This is a genomic window from Micromonospora trifolii (genome assembly GCF_050516465.1).
In the GTDB taxonomy this organism is placed as follows: domain Bacteria; phylum Actinomycetota; class Actinomycetes; order Mycobacteriales; family Micromonosporaceae; genus Micromonospora; species Micromonospora trifolii.
Genome location: NZ_CP191526.1, coordinates 1,698,504 through 1,716,159, shown reverse-complemented (window position 1 = coordinate 1,716,159; position 17,656 = coordinate 1,698,504). Strand labels below are relative to the sequence as shown.

Annotated in this window: 13 protein-coding genes and 1 riboswitch; of the genes, 6 read left to right on the top strand and 7 right to left on the bottom strand. The window is 70.3% G+C overall.

What is annotated here, in order from left to right; genetic code table 11:
• The first annotated feature begins 58 nt into the window (after positions 1 to 58).
• Together ACQRWP_RS07735 and ACQRWP_RS07730 are read left to right on the top strand one after the other, a co-directional pair.
• On the top strand, positions 59 to 1,456 hold the full coding sequence (locus tag ACQRWP_RS07735; RefSeq protein ID WP_430501455.1) for an enolase C-terminal domain-like protein: 1,398 nt from the start codon (positions 59 to 61) through the stop codon (positions 1,454 to 1,456).
• Between the two features lie 7 nt (positions 1,457 to 1,463).
• A complete protein-coding gene (locus ACQRWP_RS07730; protein ID WP_430501454.1) occupies positions 1,464 to 2,183 on the top strand; it encodes a FadR/GntR family transcriptional regulator in 720 nt (239 codons plus the stop codon).
• A gap of 13 nt (positions 2,184 to 2,196) precedes the next feature.
• Here the strand turns inward: ACQRWP_RS07730 and ACQRWP_RS07725 are convergent, their stop codons facing one another.
• The 5 genes from ACQRWP_RS07725 to ACQRWP_RS07705 form a co-directional block, all read right to left on the bottom strand.
• Entirely contained in the window at positions 2,197 to 3,216 is a 1,020-nt protein-coding gene (locus ACQRWP_RS07725) for an aldo/keto reductase (protein WP_430501453.1), read from the bottom strand.
• Positions 3,213 to 4,031 carry an ATP-binding cassette domain-containing protein gene (locus ACQRWP_RS07720; RefSeq protein ID WP_430501452.1) on the bottom strand — a complete coding sequence of 273 codons (819 nt, stop codon included), beginning with the start codon at positions 4,029 to 4,031 and terminating at the stop codon, positions 3,213 to 3,215. Before ACQRWP_RS07720 ends, ACQRWP_RS07725 begins: the two co-directional genes overlap by 4 nt.
• Positions 4,031 to 5,083, bottom strand: coding sequence for an ABC transporter substrate-binding protein (locus ACQRWP_RS07715; protein ID WP_430501451.1), 1,053 nt, complete (start codon positions 5,081 to 5,083; stop codon positions 4,031 to 4,033). Before ACQRWP_RS07715 ends, ACQRWP_RS07720 begins: the two co-directional genes overlap by 1 nt.
• A gap of 40 nt (positions 5,084 to 5,123) precedes the next feature.
• Positions 5,124 to 6,131: an ABC transporter permease gene (locus ACQRWP_RS07710; RefSeq protein WP_430501450.1), complete on the bottom strand. Its 1,008-nt coding sequence runs from the start codon at positions 6,129 to 6,131 to the stop codon at positions 5,124 to 5,126.
• 318 nt (positions 6,132 to 6,449) lie between these two features.
• Positions 6,450 to 7,328: an amidohydrolase family protein gene (locus ACQRWP_RS07705; protein ID WP_430501449.1), complete on the bottom strand. Its 879-nt coding sequence runs from the start codon at positions 7,326 to 7,328 to the stop codon at positions 6,450 to 6,452.
• A 265-nt stretch (positions 7,329 to 7,593) separates the two neighbouring features.
• Positions 7,594 to 7,749, top strand: a riboswitch (cobalamin riboswitch).
• A 34-nt stretch (positions 7,750 to 7,783) separates the two neighbouring features.
• Between ACQRWP_RS07705 and ACQRWP_RS07700 the strand changes: the two genes are divergently transcribed.
• From ACQRWP_RS07700 to ACQRWP_RS07690, 3 genes are read left to right on the top strand one after another with little or no spacing between them, the layout of a single operon-like run.
• A complete protein-coding gene (locus ACQRWP_RS07700) occupies positions 7,784 to 7,987 on the top strand; it encodes a CbtB domain-containing protein (RefSeq protein WP_124822026.1) in 204 nt (67 codons plus the stop codon).
• Positions 7,978 to 8,751 carry a CbtA family protein gene (locus ACQRWP_RS07695; RefSeq protein WP_430501448.1) on the top strand — a complete coding sequence of 258 codons (774 nt, stop codon included), beginning with the start codon at positions 7,978 to 7,980 and terminating at the stop codon, positions 8,749 to 8,751. The genes ACQRWP_RS07700 and ACQRWP_RS07695 overlap by 10 nt, the downstream gene beginning before the upstream one ends.
• Entirely contained in the window at positions 8,748 to 9,344 is a 597-nt protein-coding gene (locus tag ACQRWP_RS07690; RefSeq protein WP_430501447.1) for a histidine phosphatase family protein, read from the top strand. Before ACQRWP_RS07695 ends, ACQRWP_RS07690 begins: the two co-directional genes overlap by 4 nt.
• 80 nt (positions 9,345 to 9,424) lie before the next feature.
• Here ACQRWP_RS07690 and ACQRWP_RS07685 read toward each other — a convergent pair whose 3' ends face one another.
• Positions 9,425 to 10,927, bottom strand: coding sequence for an MFS transporter (locus ACQRWP_RS07685; protein WP_430501446.1), 1,503 nt, complete (start codon positions 10,925 to 10,927; stop codon positions 9,425 to 9,427).
• Between the two features lie 312 nt (positions 10,928 to 11,239).
• Between ACQRWP_RS07685 and ACQRWP_RS07680 the strand changes: the two genes are divergently transcribed.
• Positions 11,240 to 11,872 (top strand): TetR family transcriptional regulator, encoded by a 633-nt coding sequence (locus ACQRWP_RS07680; protein ID WP_430501445.1) that lies wholly within the window; start codon positions 11,240 to 11,242, stop codon positions 11,870 to 11,872.
• An 82-nt stretch (positions 11,873 to 11,954) separates the two neighbouring features.
• Here the strand turns inward: ACQRWP_RS07680 and ACQRWP_RS07675 are convergent, their stop codons facing one another.
• Positions 11,955 to 17,570 (bottom strand): GH92 family glycosyl hydrolase, encoded by a 5,616-nt coding sequence (locus ACQRWP_RS07675; protein ID WP_430501444.1) that lies wholly within the window; start codon positions 17,568 to 17,570, stop codon positions 11,955 to 11,957.
• Between the last annotated feature and the right edge of the window lie 86 nt (positions 17,571 to 17,656).

Genomic DNA, 17,656 nt, shown 5'->3' with positions numbered 1-17,656 from the left:
AGCCCTCCGTATACTCCCAGTGATCATCTGATCTTTAGCCTAGCCGGGCGAGGAGCGCATGCCGCAGATCACTGCCGTCACCGTCGAAGACGTCCGCTTCCCCACCTCCCTGACCGCTGACGGTTCAGACGCCATGAACAAGGACGGCGACTACTCGGCGGCCTACGTCATCTTGCACACCGACGGCGTCGACGGCGTGGGCGCGCCACTCGCGGGGCACGGCCTGACCTTCACCATCGGTCGCGGCAACGACATCGTCGCGGCGGCGGCAGTCCACCAGGCACAGCGCCTGGTGGGCCTGGACGTGGCGACGATGGCAGCGGACATGGGCGCGGTCTACCGCCTCCTCACCTCCGACTCGCAACTGCGCTGGCTCGGACCGGAGAAGGGCGTCGTCCACCTGTCCCTCGCCGCCGTGTTGAACGCGTCGTGGGACCTGGTCGCCCGGGTCGCCGACAAGCCGCTGTGGCGGCTGCTCGTCGACATGTCCCCCGAGCAACTCGTCGACATCGCGGACCTGCGCTACCTGTCCGACGCCCTGACCCGCGACGAGGCACTGGCCATCCTGCGAGCCAAGGAGGGCACGAAGGCCACCCGCCTCGCCGAGCTCGACCGGACCGGCTACCCCGCCTACACCACCTCGGCGGGCTGGCTCGGCTACGGCGACGACAAGCTGCGCCGGCTGTGTCAGGAGGCGGTGGACACCGGCTACGGCTACGTCAAGCTCAAGGTGGGCGCCAACCTCGACGACGACATCCGCCGATGCGCCATCGCGCGGGAGATCCTCGGGCCGGATCGCAACCTGATGATCGACGCCAACCAGGTGTGGGACGTCGGTCAGGCCATCGAGTGGGTCATCGCCCTCGCCCAGTTCAAGCCACTGTGGATCGAGGAGCCGACCAGCCCCGACGACATCCTGGGCCACGCGGCCATCCGCCGCGCCGTCGCTCCGATCGGCGTCGCCACCGGCGAACACTGCCACAACCGGGTGATGTTCAAGCAGCTGTTCCAAGCCGAGGCCATCGACTTCTGCCAACTGGACACCGGCAGGCTGGCCAGCATCAACGAGATCGTCGCCGTGCTGCTGCTCGCCGCGAAGTTCGACGTCCCGGTGTGCCCACACGCCGGCGGTGTCGGGCTGTGCGAGATGGTCCAACACGTGTCGGTGCTCGACTACGTCGCGATCTCGGGGGACCTCACCGACCGGGTCACCGAGTTCGTCGACCACCTGCACGAGCACTTCACCGACCCGTGCATCATCCGGGACACCGGCTCGGGCAGCGGATACGTCCTGCCCAGCCAGCCCGGCTACTCCACCCGGATGCGTCCCGAGTCGATCGCGCTCTACCGGTTTCCCGACGGCCACTACTGGGCGGCGACAGACCCGACTACCGTGTCATCTCCGGAGGCGGCGTACGTGATCGCGGGTGGGAAGGCCACCCCCGCCGGCCGTTAGGGGGGTCATGTCTCGCACTGACGAAGTGGTCAACGGCATCAAGCGGATGATCCTCGAAGGGCAGTTCAGGCCCGGGGACCGGTTGCCTATCGAGAAGGACCTCGCCGAGCAGCTCGGTGTCTCGCGGGGGTCCCTGCGCGAGGGGATGTCAGCCCTGTCGATCCTCGGCATCGTCAACATCCGCCAGGGCGACGGCACCTACGTCACCAACCTCGACGCGCCACAACTGCTGGCCCCGATGGGTTTCGTGGTGGACTTCCAGGGCCAGGGCGACCCCCGGCACATCCACACCGTTCGCCGTCTGCTGGAGTGCGAGGCCGCCTGCCTGGCGGCGACCAGGATCACCGACGAGGCCCTGGCCCAGGCGGGTGACCTGCTCGACGAGGCGGCCCGGTTGATCGGCCAGTCACCGCCGGACCACGAGCGGATCATGGAGATCGACATCGCCTTCCATCGGATCATCGCCGTGCACGCCGAGAATCCGGTGCTCGTCGGCCTGATCGAAGCCTTCGCCGGGCGCACCATCCGTGGCCGACTCTGGCGGAGTCTGCACGAGGAGGGCGCGGACCTGCGCACCCACGACGAACACGTGGCGATCCTGAAGGCCCTCGTGGCGCGCGACCCGGAGCGGGCCCGCACCCGCATGGCCAACCACCTGATCGGTGTGGAGGAGTCGTTGCAGGGGTTACCCGACGACGCTGACGCCAGCATCGAGACGGCCCGGTAGTGACCGCTGACCCTCACGACTGCACGTCGAGCAGCCCCTCGTCGTACAGCGCCGCCCAGAGCTGATCCGGGACGTCGACACCAGCTCGCCGCAGGGTCTCGGTCGCCTGGGCCTCGTCCCGCATGCCGACGACCGTCGAGACCACGGCCGGGTGGCGACGGACGAACGCCAACGCCGCCTGGGGCAGCGTGACGCCGTACATCTGGCAGACCCGTGCTATCCGGCGGGCCTGGTCGATCACCTCTGCTGGCGCCTGCTGGTAGTCGTAGACGGCGTCGGTCGGTGGCATGTCCCGGGCCAGCAGCCCGGAGTTGTAGACCCCGGCGACCACCACGCCGACGTGGCGGGCCTGCGCGGCGGGCAGCAGGTCGGTCAACGCGCCCTGCTCCAGCAGGGTGTACCGGCCGGCGCACATCACCACGTCCACGTCGGTCTCCGCCACGAAGCGGGCCAGCATCGCGGACTGGTTCATCCCCGCCCCGACGGCACCGATGACGCCCTGCTCCCGCAGCTCCACCAACGCCGGGATCGCCTCGTGCGCGGCCTGCTCCCAGTGCTCGTCCGGATCATGCAGATACACCACGTCGATCCGGTCCAGGCCGGTGCGCCGAAGGCTCGCCTCCAGCGAACGGCGTACGCCGTCGCGGCTGAAGTCCCAGACCCGGCGATGGTCGGCGGGAACGTCGAACCCCTCCGGATCCCGCCGGTGTGCCGTCTCCGGTGACGGCACGAGCAGCCGGCCGACCTTCGTCGACACCACGTACTCTCCGCGCGGGCGGGAGCGCAGGGCCGCGCCGAGGCGCCGTTCGGACAGGCCCAGCCCGTAATGCGGCGCCGTGTCGAAGTATCGGATGCCGCCTGCCCACGCGGTGTCCACGGCGGCGGCGAACTGCTCGTCCGACGTCGCCCGGTAGAGATTGCCGCCCTGGGAGGCGCCGAAGCCCAGTGGGCTCAGCCGCAGCGGCGACCCGACGCCGTTCGAGGTCGCCCGACGGGCGGGGTCGCGCGCGCCCCGCTGGACGACAGCCGTCACCGCTCGTCCCGATCCACGCTGGTGCTGCCGGTCATCGCCGCGACCAGATCGTCGGTGGTGACCTCGTCGGCGCGGAGTTGGGCTGCGCGCCGACCGAGGCGCAACACCTCGACCCGGTCGGCGATCTCGAGCACCTGCGGCATGTTGTGGCTCACCAGCACCACCGACATGCCGGCGTCGCGGGCACGCCGAACGACGTCGAGCACCCGCCCGGTCTGGACCACACCCAGCGCCGCGGTGGGCTCGTCGAGGATGACCACGTTGGTCGCCCAGATGATGGCGCGGGCCACCGCCACGCACTGCCGCTGCCCACCGGAGAGCATCGCGATCGGAGTGGTGACCCGGGGGATCCGTACGCCGAGTTCGTCGAGGGCGGCGGCCGCGCCCTGGCGCATGGCGCGCTTGTCCAACAGCCCGAGCCGACCGAGTGGTCCGGAGCGGAGGATCTCCCGGCCGAGATACAGGTTGGCGGCCACGCTGAGGTCGTCGGCGACGGCGAGGTCCTGGTAGACCGTCTCCACTCCCGCCCGGCGGGCATCGACCGGAGTGGAGAATTGGACCGGACGGCCGCCGACCCGGATCTCGCCCTCGTCGGGCGGATGCACACCGGACATGGTCTTGATCAGGGTGCTCTTGCCGGCACCGTTGTCACCGATCAGCGCGACGACCTCACCTCGGCGGACGGTGAAGTCGGCGCCCCGCAACGCCTCGACGTGCCCGAACCGCTTGACGATGCCGCGGGCTTCGAGGACCGGCGGTTCCGTCTCGGTGGGTTGCTGATCGCTGTCGGCGGTGGCCGTTGGAATGCCGCCCATCACTGCACCGGCGGGTTGGCGCAGCTGGGCTCGAGCACCGCCTTGATCTCCGCCGAGTCGATGTTCTCCTTGGTGACGAACGTGACGCCGGTGTCGGCCGATGCCAGCGGCGCCTTGTCCCGGAGGTGCTTGACCATCTTGTCGACGCCGAAGTAGCCCATCTTGAACGGGTTCTGCACGACCAGTGCCGAGATCTGGCCGTTGCGCACTCCGGCGATCTCGTCCGGGGCCGCGTCCCAGCCGATGATGACCACCTTGCCGGACTTGCCGGCCGCCTGGATGGCCTGCGCGGCACCGAGCACGCTCGGCTCGTTGGCCGCGAAGACGCCGGCGAGCTTGGGGTTGGCGGTGAGGATGTTCTCGGTGACCCGTCGGGCCTCGTTGACGTCACTGCGGCTCGGCTGCTGGCCGACCAGCTTCAGGTTGGGGTACTGGGCGAGGCCGGCCTTGAAGCCGTCGACCCGCTCGGTGTTGGTCTGCGATCCGGGCTGGAACTCGACGAGCGCCACCTCGTGGTTGCCGGGGCCGAGTTCGGTGGCGAGCAGCTTCGCCGCCTCGGTCGCCGACGCGCGGTTGTCGGTGGCGAAGAGGGGCACAGTCGACGGTTGCGGGCTCGTGCCAGAGTCGATCATGGCGACGGGGATGTTGGCGCCGAGCGCCTTGTCGGTGGCCGGCGCCAGCGCGCTGGAGTCGGTCGCCGCGTAGACGATGCCGTCGACCTTCTTGGTGACGAAGTTCTGGATCAGGTTGACCTGACCCTCGACGTCGGTCTCGGTGGTCACCCCGTCCCACTGGACGGTGACGTCCCCCGCGCGCTGCGCGGCGCACTCCGCGCCCGCCTTGACCGTGTTCCAGTAGTCGGCCCCGACCGCCTTGGGTACGACGGCGAGCTTCAACGGGCCGCTCGCGTCCTTGGTCGCGCCGTCGCCGCCGTCACGGACCTCGACCCCGCCGCAGGCGCTGAGCAGAGCGGTCGCCGCGGCCGCGGCCAGAATCGCCTGCGCGCGCAGGAGTCGTCCTCGCGTCCGCCGGCTGGTGGTGGTGTGTGCCATGGTGTGTGTCCTTCCTCGTTCGGACTCTCGGAATGGCATGTCAACCCCGTGATTCCAGCCGCCGGCGGCGGTACTGGTCGAAGTAGACGGCGGCCCAGATGATCACGCCGACGATCACCTGCTGGTAGTGGATGCTGATGTCGAGCAGGACGGCGCCGTTGCGTACCAGGGCGATGAGGAACGCGCCGATGATGGTCCCGACGACCCGGCCCTGCCCGCCGAACAGGCTGGCTCCGCCGATGACCGCGGCGGCGATGACGTCGAGCTCCAGCGAGATCCCGTAGTTGGGCTGGCCGGAGTTGACCCGGGACGCGGCGATCATGCCGCCCAGCCCGACCAGCACGCCGGCCAGCACGTACACCCCGGTCAGGTGCCGCCCGACCCGGATGCCGGAGCGGCGGGCCGCCTCCAGGTTGGAGCCCATCGCGTAGGTGTACTGACCGAAGCGGGTCTGGGAGAGCAGGAAGGCGACCCCGACGGCGACCAGGACGGTGATCACCACGGCGAACGGAATGCCGAGGATCTGCCCGTTGCCGAGCAGTTGGAAGGATCGGGGCAGGCCGTAGACGCCGACCGCTCCGGTGATGATGAAGACGAGGCCGCGGCCCACGGACATCGTCCCCAAGGTCGCGATGAACGGCGGAATCCGGGCCACCGTCACCAGCAGCCCGTTCAACAGCCCGGCCAGCGCGCCGACGCCGATCGCGACCGCCGTCGCCGCCCAGAGCGAGAAGCCGAGGTCGCGCACGACCATCGCGCCCAACACGCCGGCGAGCGCGGCGACCGACCCCACGGACAGGTCGATGCCCTTCGTGATGATGACCATTGTCTGGGCCGTGGCGATGATGGCGATCACCGCTGTCTGTGCCCCGATGTTGAAGAGGTTGTCCGCTGTCAGGAAGTACGGACTCGCGAAGGTCAGGGCGATGAAGAGGACGACCAGCGCGGTCGCGGCGGTGAACTCGGAGACGGCGTGGGAGATCCGTTCCCGGAACCAGTCGCTGAGTTCGCCGCGCTGCGTGCCGGCGGTTGCCTCGGCGCTACTCATCGTCGGACCTGACCTCCCCAAGCGTGGCGCCGGCGTCCGACGGGGACCCGCCGACGAGCCGAACGCCTGTGAGCGACCAACCCCGCTCGGACGGCAGTGCGACTGGTGCCCGCACAACCCTTGGAGATAGGTCGGATGTTTCCCACGATCAGGCGTTACCTTGCCACGCATTCACGTATGTTGCCAAGGTCTTGCCGGCATGTTTTGCCATCGTTACCTGCACCACCGAAGGCATACGTCTGACCAAATCGACATCGGCTGCCGTCGCTAGCATGTTATCGATAACATGCTATGTCCCCAGTTCGGAAGCCGCTGCGCTCAGGAAGAAGCCAGCCGGTAGACCCGTCCGGCGGTCTGGCGCCAGATCGCCGCCCGCTCGTCGTCGGACAGCGGATCCAGCAGGTCACCGAGGACGGTGACCCAGCGGGTGTACGAGGTGGCGAGCAGGCACACCGGCCAGTCCGAGCCGAACATCAGCCGATCCGGCCCGAACACGTCCAGGGCGTGCTCGACTGCGGGCCGCAGGCCGGCCGTCGTCCAGGAACCGCCGTCCACTTCGGTCACCAGGCCGGAGAGCTTCGCCGTCGTGTTGGGCTCGGCCGCGAGCGCCCGCAGGTCATGCCGCCAGTCACCGAGATCGGCGCGCCCGAGCGGAGGCTTGCCGAGGTGGTCCAGGACGAAGCGCACCTGGGGCAGGTCGCGGACGAGCCGGGTCGCCGCCGGCAGTTGACGATGGCGCACCAGGAGGTCGAAGGCGAGGCCGGCGGCACCGACCGTGGCGATGCCCCGCCGCACGTCGGGGCGGTCGAGATAGGTCGGGTCGGGTTCGGACTGGACCAGGTGGCGGATCCCGACCAACCGTTCGCCGCCGCGCGCCCTGCGTAGTCGGGCGAGGCGGCGGTCGACATCGGCGGCGGTGAGGTCGACCCAACCGACGACCCCGCCGATGAGGGGGTCGTCAGCCGCGATGCCGAGCAGCTCGGGCGTCTCCGACCGAACGGCGACGGACTGGACGACCACGGTCTGGGTGACCCCGGCGGCCCGGGTCGCCGGGGCGAGCTCGACCGGCGTGAAGTCGTCGTCGATCGCGGCCATGGTCTGCGGATCGATCCAGGGCTGTGGGTGCCGCGCCCGGACCCAGAGGTGATGGTGCGCGTCGACGATGCCCGATCGTCGCGCGACCTCGCCGGTCGTCACCGGACCCGTCCTGGCGCGTTCTCGTCCACACCACACCCCGCCCAGCCGCTGATCGAACCCCCGGGTCAACCCGGAGCCACAGAGTCGATCTGGCAGGTTGACCATGTTAGCGGTAACAGACTGTTGTTGAGTCGCGGAACTCGCGCCACGACCGGCTTCCGGCAGTGTCGCTGTTTGGTCTGACGAATCCACTGGCACCTGCGGCTGGTCCGCCTCGCTGACGTACCGATATTCAGACGTCTCCGGGGGCGCGGCGTCCGGGTTGACCGCCTGAGGCGGCACCGATACCGTCGACCCACTATCTGCGGCGACGCGAGGGAAGCCGGTGTGAATCCGGCGCGGTCGCGCCACTGTGAGCGGTTCCTCAACCACAACTGGGGGCCGCGAGCCAGGACGCTCGGTCGTCCGCAGCCTTGCGATGGGGACGCGTCATCCCTGGGGAGGTTCGTGTATTCATGTCTAGCTCCGCTTCCAGCCAGCCGGTGGTGCACCCCGCTGGCAGTGCCCGTCTGCTGTGGACGGCTCTGGCGACCGTTGCCGTGCTCACCCTGCTGGCGTACCTCGTCGCCTTCGACCAGGGGGCGGTGTCGCGCAGCGGGATGTACCTGCACGAGCTGATGCACGACGGCAGGCACCTGCTGGGTGTCCCGTGCCACTGAACACCACCACTCCCCCGTTCGTCGCCGTCCTCGTTCGCGGGCTGCTGGCCGGCCTGATCGCCGGTCTGCTCGCCGGGGCGTTCGCGTACGTCGCTGGCGAACCGCACGTCGAGGCAGCCATCGCCATCGAGGAGGCGGCGTCGCACGCCGAGCCCGCCGCCGCTGGTGCGCACGATCACGAGGACGCCCTGGTCAGCCGCACTGGTCAGCGCGGCGGCCTGTTCCTGGCCACCGGCCTGTTCGGGGCCGCGATGGGTGGCCTGCTGGCCACGGCGTACGTCCTGCTGTCCCGGCGGCGGCGGCGCGGCGACGACGACGGGCGGTCGGGTCTGCTGCTGGCCGGCGCGGCGCTGCTCGGCGCGGTGATCGTGCCGTTCCTCAAGTACCCGGCGAACCCGCCGGCGGTCGGCGACCCGGCCACCATCAACCAACGGACCGTCACCTACCTGTTGATGGTGGTGCTCGGGCTGGTGGCCGTGTGGGCCGGCTCGCTGGGCTACCGGTCGGTCGGCGCCCAGGCACCGACGTGGTTGCGCGCCGCCGCGGCCGTGGGCGGGTTCCTGCTGGTCACGGCAGTGTCGTACGTGGTGATGCCGTCCTTTCAGGAGGTCCCGGCGGACTTCCCGGCGACCCTGCTGTGGAGCTTCCGACTGGCCTCGCTCGGCACCCAGGTCGTGCTCTGGACCGGCATCGGCCTGCTGTTCGCGGCCCTGATGCACCACGAGCGGCGTCGCCGGGCCGGCACCGCACTGCCGAGCACGTGACCGGCACCAGCCTCCGGCTGGTCGCCCACGGTCACACCGCCGCTCTGCGCGGGGCCCGCTTCGGCGGCGCCGACGACGGCCTGGACGAGGGTGGCCTGCGTGCCGCACTCGCCCAGGCCCGCGCGGGCGCAGACCGGCGTGGGCCCCTCGGCGTGAACGCCACCTGCCTGTCCAGCCCCGCGGCGGCCGCCCGACAGACCGCCGACGCCTTCGGCCTGCTGCCGACGATCGAGACGGCGTTGGCCGACTGTGACTACGGGGACTGGTCCGGACGGTCGCTTGCGGAGATAGCTGGCACGCAGCCGCAGGCGCTGCACGACTGGCTGTCCGCACCGGACTCCGCGCCGCACGGCGGTGAGTCCGTCACGGCCGTGCGGGATCGGGTCGGCAGGTGGCTGGACGAGCAGCACCGGGCCGGTGGGCGCGTCATCGCTGTCACCCACCCAGTGGTGATCCGGGTCGCGGTGGTGCACGCCCTTAGTCTTCCGTTGGCGACGTACCGGCAGGTGGACGTGGAGCCGTTGGCGGTCGTCCGGCTCGCCAGCCAGGGCACGCGCTGGCACCTTCGGCTGGGCGCGCCGCGAGCAGCTTGAGGTCGCACCAGAACGGCGCAGGCCGTGCCCACCAGCAGTGGACACGGCCTGCGCTCGTTCGGCGACGGTCAACCGCCTGCTCAGTGGTGCCGGTGGGGCAGGTGCAGCTCGACCGGCTCGGGCGGAAGGTCGTCGACACCGGCGGCGACGGCCTGTTCGTGACGGCGACGCGCCGAGGGCAGGGCGAGTGCCGCGAAGACGGCCAGGACCGCGACGCCCGCGCACACCCAGAAGCCGGCGGTGAACGCCGCGTCGGTGGGCAGCCCCGCAGGGGTGCTGTTCGACGTGATGACGGCCGCCACGACCGCCGCGCCGATGCTGCTGCCGATGGTGCGGGCGATGGTGTTGACGCCGCTCGCCTCGCCGGTCTGCCCGGCCGGGACGCTCTCGATGATGGCGTTGGACATCGCCGCGAACGCCAGGCCGATGCCGGCGCCGGTGAGCACCCCGGAGAGCAGCACCTGCCAGGTCGCGCCGTGCGCGAGCGCCGGCAGCGCGAATGCGACGACGACCGCGACCGTGCCGAGGAACATCGGAACCTTGGGACCGAAGCGTCGGTCCAGCAGACCGGCGAGGGGACCGAAGACCACCATCATCAGGACGGTGGGCAGCAGGAACAGGCCCGCCTGGGACACCGTCTTGCCGAACCCGTACCCGGTGGCGGCGGGAAGTTGCAGCAGGGTCGGTACCAACACGAACGTCCCGAACATCGCGAAACCGAGGATCAGGGCGACGAGGTCGGTGGCCCAGACACCGCGAATCCGCATCAGGCGCATGTCGATGAGTGGCTCGCGTACCCGTAGCTCGACCCGGACGAACACCACCATCGCGACCGCGCCGAGCAGGAACAGGCCGATGGTCTTCGGCTCGGTCCAGCCCCAGCCTTGTCCCTTGCTCACGGCCAGCAGCAACGAGACCAGCGACACCGACAGGATGGCCGCGCCGAGCATGTCGAGCCGCCCGGGCGTGCGGACCCGCGACTCGGGCATCCCGAAGATGGCCCCGAGCAGCGCGACGACGACGAGGACCAGCGGTAGCCAGAACAGCCAGTGCCACGACAGGTGCTCCACGATCGGGCCCGCGGCCACGATGCCGACACCGGCGCCGACCCCGAAGATCGCCGACAGCAGGCCGACGGTGACGCCGACCTTCTCCCGGGGCAGTTGGTCGCGGACGATGCCGATCGACAGCGGCAGGATCGCTCCGGCGGCTCCCTGCAGCGCCCGCGCGACGATCAGCACGGTCAGGTTGGGAGCCAGGGCGGCGAGCAGGGTGCCCGCGGCGAGGGCCGCGAGGACGCCGATGAGGACGCGACGCTTGCCGACCATGTCACCGAGACGTCCGAGAATCGGCGTCAGCACCGAGGCGGCCAACAGGTACGCCGTGAGCACCCAGCTGATGTCTCCGGTCGAGACGCCCAGGTCCCTTCCGATGGTGGAGAGCGCGGGCGCCACCAGCGACTGGAGCACGGCGAACGCCAGGCCGCCCAGCGACAGGTACAGCACCAGAAGGGTGCTGTTGGCGCGCGGGGCGGCGCCGGGCGGGGAGCCGAGGTCGGTCGACTCCTCGATGGTGTGGGTCATGAAATCCCCGAACTAGATGTAAACGTTTGCTGACTTAGCCAGTATGCGCAGCCGGGAGGCTATGTCAACAGTCGTTTACGTCACCCCCCGGCCGCTCTGGAGCTTGCATCCGCCGGAAAGTCAACATATGTTTACTTGCGGACGGGCGACGACCGGCGGCGCGGTTCGGAGAGCGATATACCTCAGCGGTATAGATATGACTCGGTGGTATACCGCCTGAGAGCAACACCGCTGCCAGCGATGTCCTCGCGGTCGGGGCGGCCCGAGTGCCGACAGCACCGCCACCGAGCCAGAGCGAAGGAAGGACGCGTCGTGACAGCAGAACCGCCTGTCCCCGCGACCAGTGACACCGCCGGCGAACCGGCCCAGCGTCGCCGTCGGGACGCGACCGAGACGCGACAGCTGCTGCTCGACGCCGCCCGCCAGCGCTTCGCCCGGGACGGCTACGCGGCCACCACCGTCCGGGACATCGCTGACGACGCGGGCGTCAACGTGGCGCTGATCAGCCGCTACTTCACCTCGAAGGAGGGCCTGTTCGAGGCGTGCCTGCGAGCCGCAGGCGACGAACTACGCCGAACGACAGGTCAGACGCCCGCCGACCGGGTGCCCGAGGCCATCGCCCGGCACATCGCCGACCTCGGCGCGGCGGGCCTGTCGAGCCAGCTCTCACTGCTGTTGCGGTCATCCGGGGACGCGGGGGCCGACGAGATCCGACGCGGCGTGCTGATCCGATCCAGCGAACAACTGGCGGCGGCTCGCGGGTGGCGTCCCGGCGAACCAGGCAGCGAACAGCTCCTGCTCCGCGCCCAGATGGCCCTCGCCGCCGGCCTCGGAGTCGCGGTGCTGCGATCGTCGATCCAGCTGGAACCGCTGAGTTCCGCCACCGAACAGAACCTGGTCGGGCCGCTGCGCGACCTGGTCGACGCGTTGCTGCCACCGCACTGAAAAGTCGATCATCGCAATGCGGCGTGGGGCGGGCCGTGATCACGGCCCGCCCCACGCGGCTGCACTGCCCCCCGGCTCGGTGCTAGCCGGTGACGGTGAACGGTCGGGACACCTTCGTCGCCGACGTGGCGCCGTTCAGCGTGACGCTGGTCGCGCCCGCCTTCGCCGCACCCGGAACGCTGACCGTCGCGCCGGAGATGACGCCGTCACCGTTAGCGCGCACGGTGCTGACCGCCAGTTCGGTCCCGAAGGCGATCGTGACCACCTCGTTCGGCGCGAACCCGGAACCGTCGACCATGATCGACGTGCCGCGCGGGCCCGATGTGGTCAGCAGCGCCACCCGCGGCTGGTAGGTCCGCGCCACCGGCTCCCCGGTCACCTGGACGGTGGCCGTGGCCGGCGTACGCGAGGACGCGCCCGTCGCGGTGACGGCGTACCGGCCGGGTTGCGCGTCACCGGAGGTCGGCACCGAGGCGCGGACCGTTCCCGTCGCGGAGGCCGCGACCTTCATGGTCCGGCCCGGGTCGGTGCCGACGCTGACGGTCACCTGCTCGCCGGCGGCGAAGCCGCTGCCGGCGACGGTGATCGCGTCACCGGTGGTGACGGTTCCGGACGCGGACAGCGCGATCGCCGGCTGCGATCCGCCCCCAGCCACGGACACGGTGAAGGACTCGGTGCTGCTCGACAGCGTGTCCCACGCGGTGACACGCACCGTGTAGGTGCCCTCTCGTGCGTAGGTGTGCTGGCTGCTCATCGCACCGGACTCGCCGATCGTCACGTCGTTCGGAACCGTGCCGTCACCCCACTGGACGCGGGCGCGGTAGCCCGTCGTACCGGGAACGCCACCGGTCACCGCACCGAGGTTCGCCGTGAGGGCCTGCCCGACGGTGACCGTCTGGTTCTTCGGGGCGGCGGTCGTCAGCGCCGGGGCGGGCGTGCCGTCATTGGCCACGGCGAACACGTGGATCCGACCCGCCGAGCGAGGGTCACCGGTCTGCGTCGGCAGGGTCACCGACACCAGCGTCTTGCCCGCCGGGATCTGGTACGGCGCGGTGGCGAACAGGAACGGCTGGGCGCCGTCGCGGCTCGTGCCCTGCAACCGGTACGCCGTCCGGGCGACGATGATGTTGCCGTAGGACGGGGTGCCGTTGGCGTTGCCGCCCAGCGTCCAGTCGCTCAACTGGATCGGAATGCTGGCCGTGCTGCCGTCGCTGAACGTCGCCGTGCCGGTGGTGCTCTGGTTGCCCTGCGTTCCGGCGCCGATGAAGGAGATGCTATTCGCGTCCTGCGGAAGATCGAGGACGACGGTCGCCCCGTTGCCGGTGGCGTTGTCCGGCTGCCCGGCCGGGATCACCGGCAGGGTGAATCGCAGCGCCGTTCCGGGAACCTGCTGCGCCTGGCCCTGGGTGGCACCACCGGCCGCCAGGGCGGCCCGCGAGTACGCCCACGACTTGGCGTCACAGTCCGCCGCCAGGGCCCCTTCGTCGCCGATGCAGACGTTGTCGAACGCGGCGGTGAGACCGGAGGCCGGGGCGTACGCCACCTCGACGCCGACCGTCGCGGAGCTCTGGCTTTCGCCGTCGGTCACCGTGACGTTCGCCTGGTGGTAGCCGGGCGTGGTGTAGATGTGCGACCCGGCGATGCGGTAGACGGCCCGCGAGCTCAACGTCACGGTGCCCGCGGTGACCGGCGTGCCGTCACCCCAGTCGATGGTGGCCTGGTAGCCGCCGGCGTCGCCGCCGGTGACGGTGGCCAACGGCACCGAGACGGCTGCGCCGGAGGTCGCGTGCACGTCGTCCGCGGCGGTGACGGTGATGTCGCCGCCCCCGAGGTCGAGGTCACCTCCGGCGAGCAGCTCGACCTCGGCGAGGTTGGTCTGCGCGGCGCCGACAGTCTTCGTGACGGCGAGGCGGAACTGGGCGAACCGTCCCGGCTTGTCGATCGAGTACGGGCGGGTCTGGTTGCGCCACGGGAACACCTGGCCGGCGCGGGAGTCCACTGTGGTCCAGGTGAGGCCGTCGTTGGAGCCCTGAAGGCGCCAGTCCGCCGGATCGCCGGCAGCGGCTCCGGACGTGACGGTGTAGTACTTCGGCTTCTGCTTGCCACCACGGAAGGCCCAGGTGATCTGCGGGGTCGCCGAGGTGAAGGTCAGCTGCGTGGTCGACGAGTCGTCGAACAGCTTCGACGCGTCCTGGCCACCGGTCGCGCTCGCGGTGCCGAGACCGGGGCCGGTGACGTCCTGCAACGGCTTCGGCGCCTCGTCACCCTTGGTCAGCGACGGCGGCCCGTCGTTCCGGCCGCTGCCCCACGACGACGGCTTGGAGCCCATCTGGAAGTCGATGGTGCCGCCCTTGGCGAGCGCCGCCACATCCAGGGACAGGCCGCGCTGCTTCTTGCCGTTTACCTTGACATCCTGCACGTAGACGTTCGCCGCGCTGTTGTTCGGCGCGTTGACGACGATGTCGCCGCTGCTGCGGTGCACGGTCATCCTGGTGAACTGCGGCGAGCCGATCGCCCACTCGGACGACCCGGCCTGCAACGGGTAGATGCCCAGCGAGCTGAGGATGTACCACGACGACATCTCGCCGTTGTCCTCGTCGCCCAGGTAGCCCTGGCCGATCTCACTGCCGACGTAGAGACGCCGCAGGATCTCCCGCACCGTCTCCTGGGTCTTGGCCGGCGCGCCGGCGACGTTGTACATGTACGGGATGTGGTGCGACGGCTGGTTGCTCATGCCGAGCTGACCCATCCGCACCGCGCGCGCTTCGAGCATCTCGTGGATGACGCCGCCGTACCCACCGGGGCGGTCTGCGTTCTCCGGGGTGGTGAAGAACGCGTCGAGCTTGTCCCGCAGCGCCTTCTGCCCGCCGTACAGGTTGATCAGGCCCTGGCCGTCCTGCTGCGCGGTGAACGCGAAGTTCCACCCGTTGGTCTCGGTGTAGACGCCACCCCAGTCCAGCGGGTCACCGGCGAGGAAGTTGCCGGCGGCGTCGCGGCCCTGGAAGAGCTTCGTCTCCGGGTCGAAGAGGTGGACGTAGTTGCGAGCCCGCTCCAGGAAGTACCGCGACTCCTCCTTGAGCCGGGCCCGCTCCGACTTCGGCGTGGCCGGGTCCTTGGCGAGCGCCGCACCCATGTTGCCGATGCCGAAGTCGTTGATGTAGCCCTCCAGCGCCCAGGACACCGACTCCCCCGTGGACGTCGGCGTGTAGCCGAGAAACAGGGAGCTTTCGATGCCCTTGCGCCCGACCGCGCTGCGCCCGGACGCGACGGTCGCGTCCTTGACGGCCGCGTCGTAGGCCGCGAGCGGGTCGGGCAGCTTGACCCCGGTGAGGTACGCCTGGGCCAGCGCCACGTTCGCGCTGGTGCCGGTCATCAGGTCGGCGTAGCCCGGGGACGACCAGCGGGCGATCCAGCCGCCGTCGCGGTAGTGCTGGACGAACCCGTCGGAGATCTTGGCGGCGACGTCCGGGTAGAGCAGCGCGTAGGCGGGCCACACGGTGCGGTAGGTGTCCCAGAAGCCGTTGTTGACGTAGATCTGCCCGTCGACGACCTTCGCGCCGGTCTGGGTGGGGGTCGACGCTCCGGTCGGCGCCGAGACCGGGCTCGCGTACTGCCAGCGCGGCTTGGCTGCGGTGCCGGTGTTCTCCGACTGGGAGTTCGGGTAGAGGTTCAGCCGGTACAGGTTCGAGTACATGGTGACCAGCTGCGACTCGTTGGCGCCGCGCACCTCGACCCGGCCGAGCCGGTCCTTCCACGCGGCCGTCGCGGCGGCGTGGATCTGGTCGAAGCTCTTGCCGGTGACCTCCAGATCGAGGTTGCGGCGCGCCTGGTCGACGGAGAGGAACGACGTGGCGAGACGCATCGTCACCTCCCGCGACCCGGAGAGGTCGAAGGTGGCCGAGGTCGCGGCGGACGCCGTCGGCGCCCGGTCGAAGGCGCCGGAGACGAACATCCGGCTGCGCCCGGCGGACAGGCCGCTTCCGTTGTCGACCCAACCGGTGAACGTGCCGTCCGCGCCGATGGTGAACGTGCCGTTGTGGAAGACGAGGCTTCCGGTCGCCTGCCCGGTGGGGAAGGTGAACCGCATGATCCCGGCGTGGTCGGTGGGCGACATCTCGGCGACCAGGCCGTTCTGGAGCGTGACCCGGTAGAGGTCCGGCTGTGCCGTCTCGTCGTCGTGGCTGAAGGCGAGCGCACGACTGGCGGGCTGACCGGTGAGCGGTCCGCCACCGACGACCGGCATGACGGACATCTGGTTGCGGTCACCCATCCAGGGGCTGGGCTCGTGGGAGATCGCGAGGCCCTGGAGCATGGGCAGGTTGGCCTCGTTGTTGATCCGGTGGTACTCGTACTCCCACGAGTCGGAGGTCGCGTCGGTCACCGGGGTGAAGAAGTTGAATCCGTTCGGCACGGCGGTGATCGGCAGGTTGTTGCCGCGCGAGAAACCGCCCGTCGAGTTGGTGCCCCGTCGGGTGTCGACGTAGTTGGTCAGCTTCGAGCCGTCGATCGACGCCGGCGCGGCCGTCAGCTCGACGTCGTCGAGCCAACCCTGGAACCGGGTCTCCCCGGTGGCCTGCGGATTGTCGTACGCGAGCAGGATGCGGTCGATCGTCTTGCCGCGCGCGACGGTGCCGAGGTCGGCCTGCACCAGGTTCCACTGGTCGGCGAAGAGCACCTTCGAGGCGCCCTGACCGGCGCCCGTGAGCGGGTAGCCGTGCTGGTCGGCGGGCGAGCGAGCACTCAGGTAGCTGCCGTCGGTGAAGTGCAGGTCGACGGCGGCGTAGGTGGACGGGTAGCGGCCGTCCCCACCGGTGAACTCGGGGAAGATCTTGTACGACAGCCGGGTCTTGGGCCCGACCGGGATGGTGACGTCGAAGAGCTTGTTGGTCGCGTACGACCGGCCGTTGCCCACGGCGCCGCCGGAGTAGCGCAGCGCGGCCAACCCGGTGAACCCGACGTCCGGCTTCGTGGTGTAGCCGCCGTTCGGGCCGGCGGTCGCCGCGCTGACCATGGGGGTGGCCGGCGGGCGGACGTCCGAGCCGTCGCTGATGTTCCAGTCGGCGAGCTGCACGAGCGAGTCACCGGAGTTCGCGGTGACGTTGAGCCGGTAGAAGCCGTAGGCGTTCGGGTTGGTGAAGCTGTACGTCTTGGTGGCGAAGCGCCCGCTGAACTTCTCGCCGGCGCGCTTGTCCAGGTCGGTCCAGGTGCTGCCGTCGTTCGACCCCTGGATGACGAAGTCCTTCGGGTCCCGGGTCGGTGCGTCGTCGGCCGCGGTCAGCGTGTAGCGCGCCACCGTCGCCGGCTTGGCGAGTTGGTAGGTCACCCAGCCGGTGGACGCGAACACGAGCCACTTGGTCGACGGATCGTCGTCCCGGAGGTTCGCGGCGATCTCTCGCGGCGGGTTCTCGTCGCTCGCGGTCACGGCGCTGACCTGGCCGAGCAGGCTGCCGGGCAGCGTGGCGACCTTGCCGCTCAGGTTGGCCTGGACCGGCTTTCCGTTCGGGCCGATCTCCACGGTGCTGGTGGCGGGTTGCGGGTCGGCGGACTCGAACGAGGAGGTGAAGTTGCCCGGCGGTGCGGGGTTGGGGGCGGCGTTCGCCAGGGGCGCGGCGACGAGCAGGCCCAGCGGTAGCAGGGCGGCTGTCGTCGCCGCGATCAGGCGGGGTGAGAGGGAGCGCGCAAGGGGGGTGTGCGACATGAGGGACGGAGCCTTTCGACTCGAACCGGGTCGAGTACGTCGAACGTCTGGGCAGTGTGGAGCGGGTGGCGGGTCGGAGCCCTGAC

Coding starts and splice junctions, on each gene's coding strand:
- ACQRWP_RS07735 (WP_430501455.1), top strand. CDS start 59: ATGCCGCAGATCACTGCCGTCACCGTCGAAGACGTCCGCTTCCCCACC.
- ACQRWP_RS07730 (WP_430501454.1), top strand. CDS start 1,464: ATGTCTCGCACTGACGAAGTGGTCAACGGCATCAAGCGGATGATCCTC.
- ACQRWP_RS07720 (WP_430501452.1), bottom strand. CDS start 4,031: ATGGGCGGCATTCCAACGGCCACCGCCGACAGCGATCAGCAACCCACC.
- ACQRWP_RS07715 (WP_430501451.1), bottom strand. CDS start 5,083: ATGGCACACACCACCACCAGCCGGCGGACGCGAGGACGACTCCTGCGC.
- ACQRWP_RS07710 (WP_430501450.1), bottom strand. CDS start 6,131: ATGAGTAGCGCCGAGGCAACCGCCGGCACGCAGCGCGGCGAACTCAGC.
- ACQRWP_RS07700 (WP_124822026.1), top strand. CDS start 7,784: ATGTCTAGCTCCGCTTCCAGCCAGCCGGTGGTGCACCCCGCTGGCAGT.
- ACQRWP_RS07685 (WP_430501446.1), bottom strand. CDS start 10,927: ATGACCCACACCATCGAGGAGTCGACCGACCTCGGCTCCCCGCCCGGC.
- ACQRWP_RS07675 (WP_430501444.1), bottom strand. CDS start 17,570: ATGTCGCACACCCCCCTTGCGCGCTCCCTCTCACCCCGCCTGATCGCG.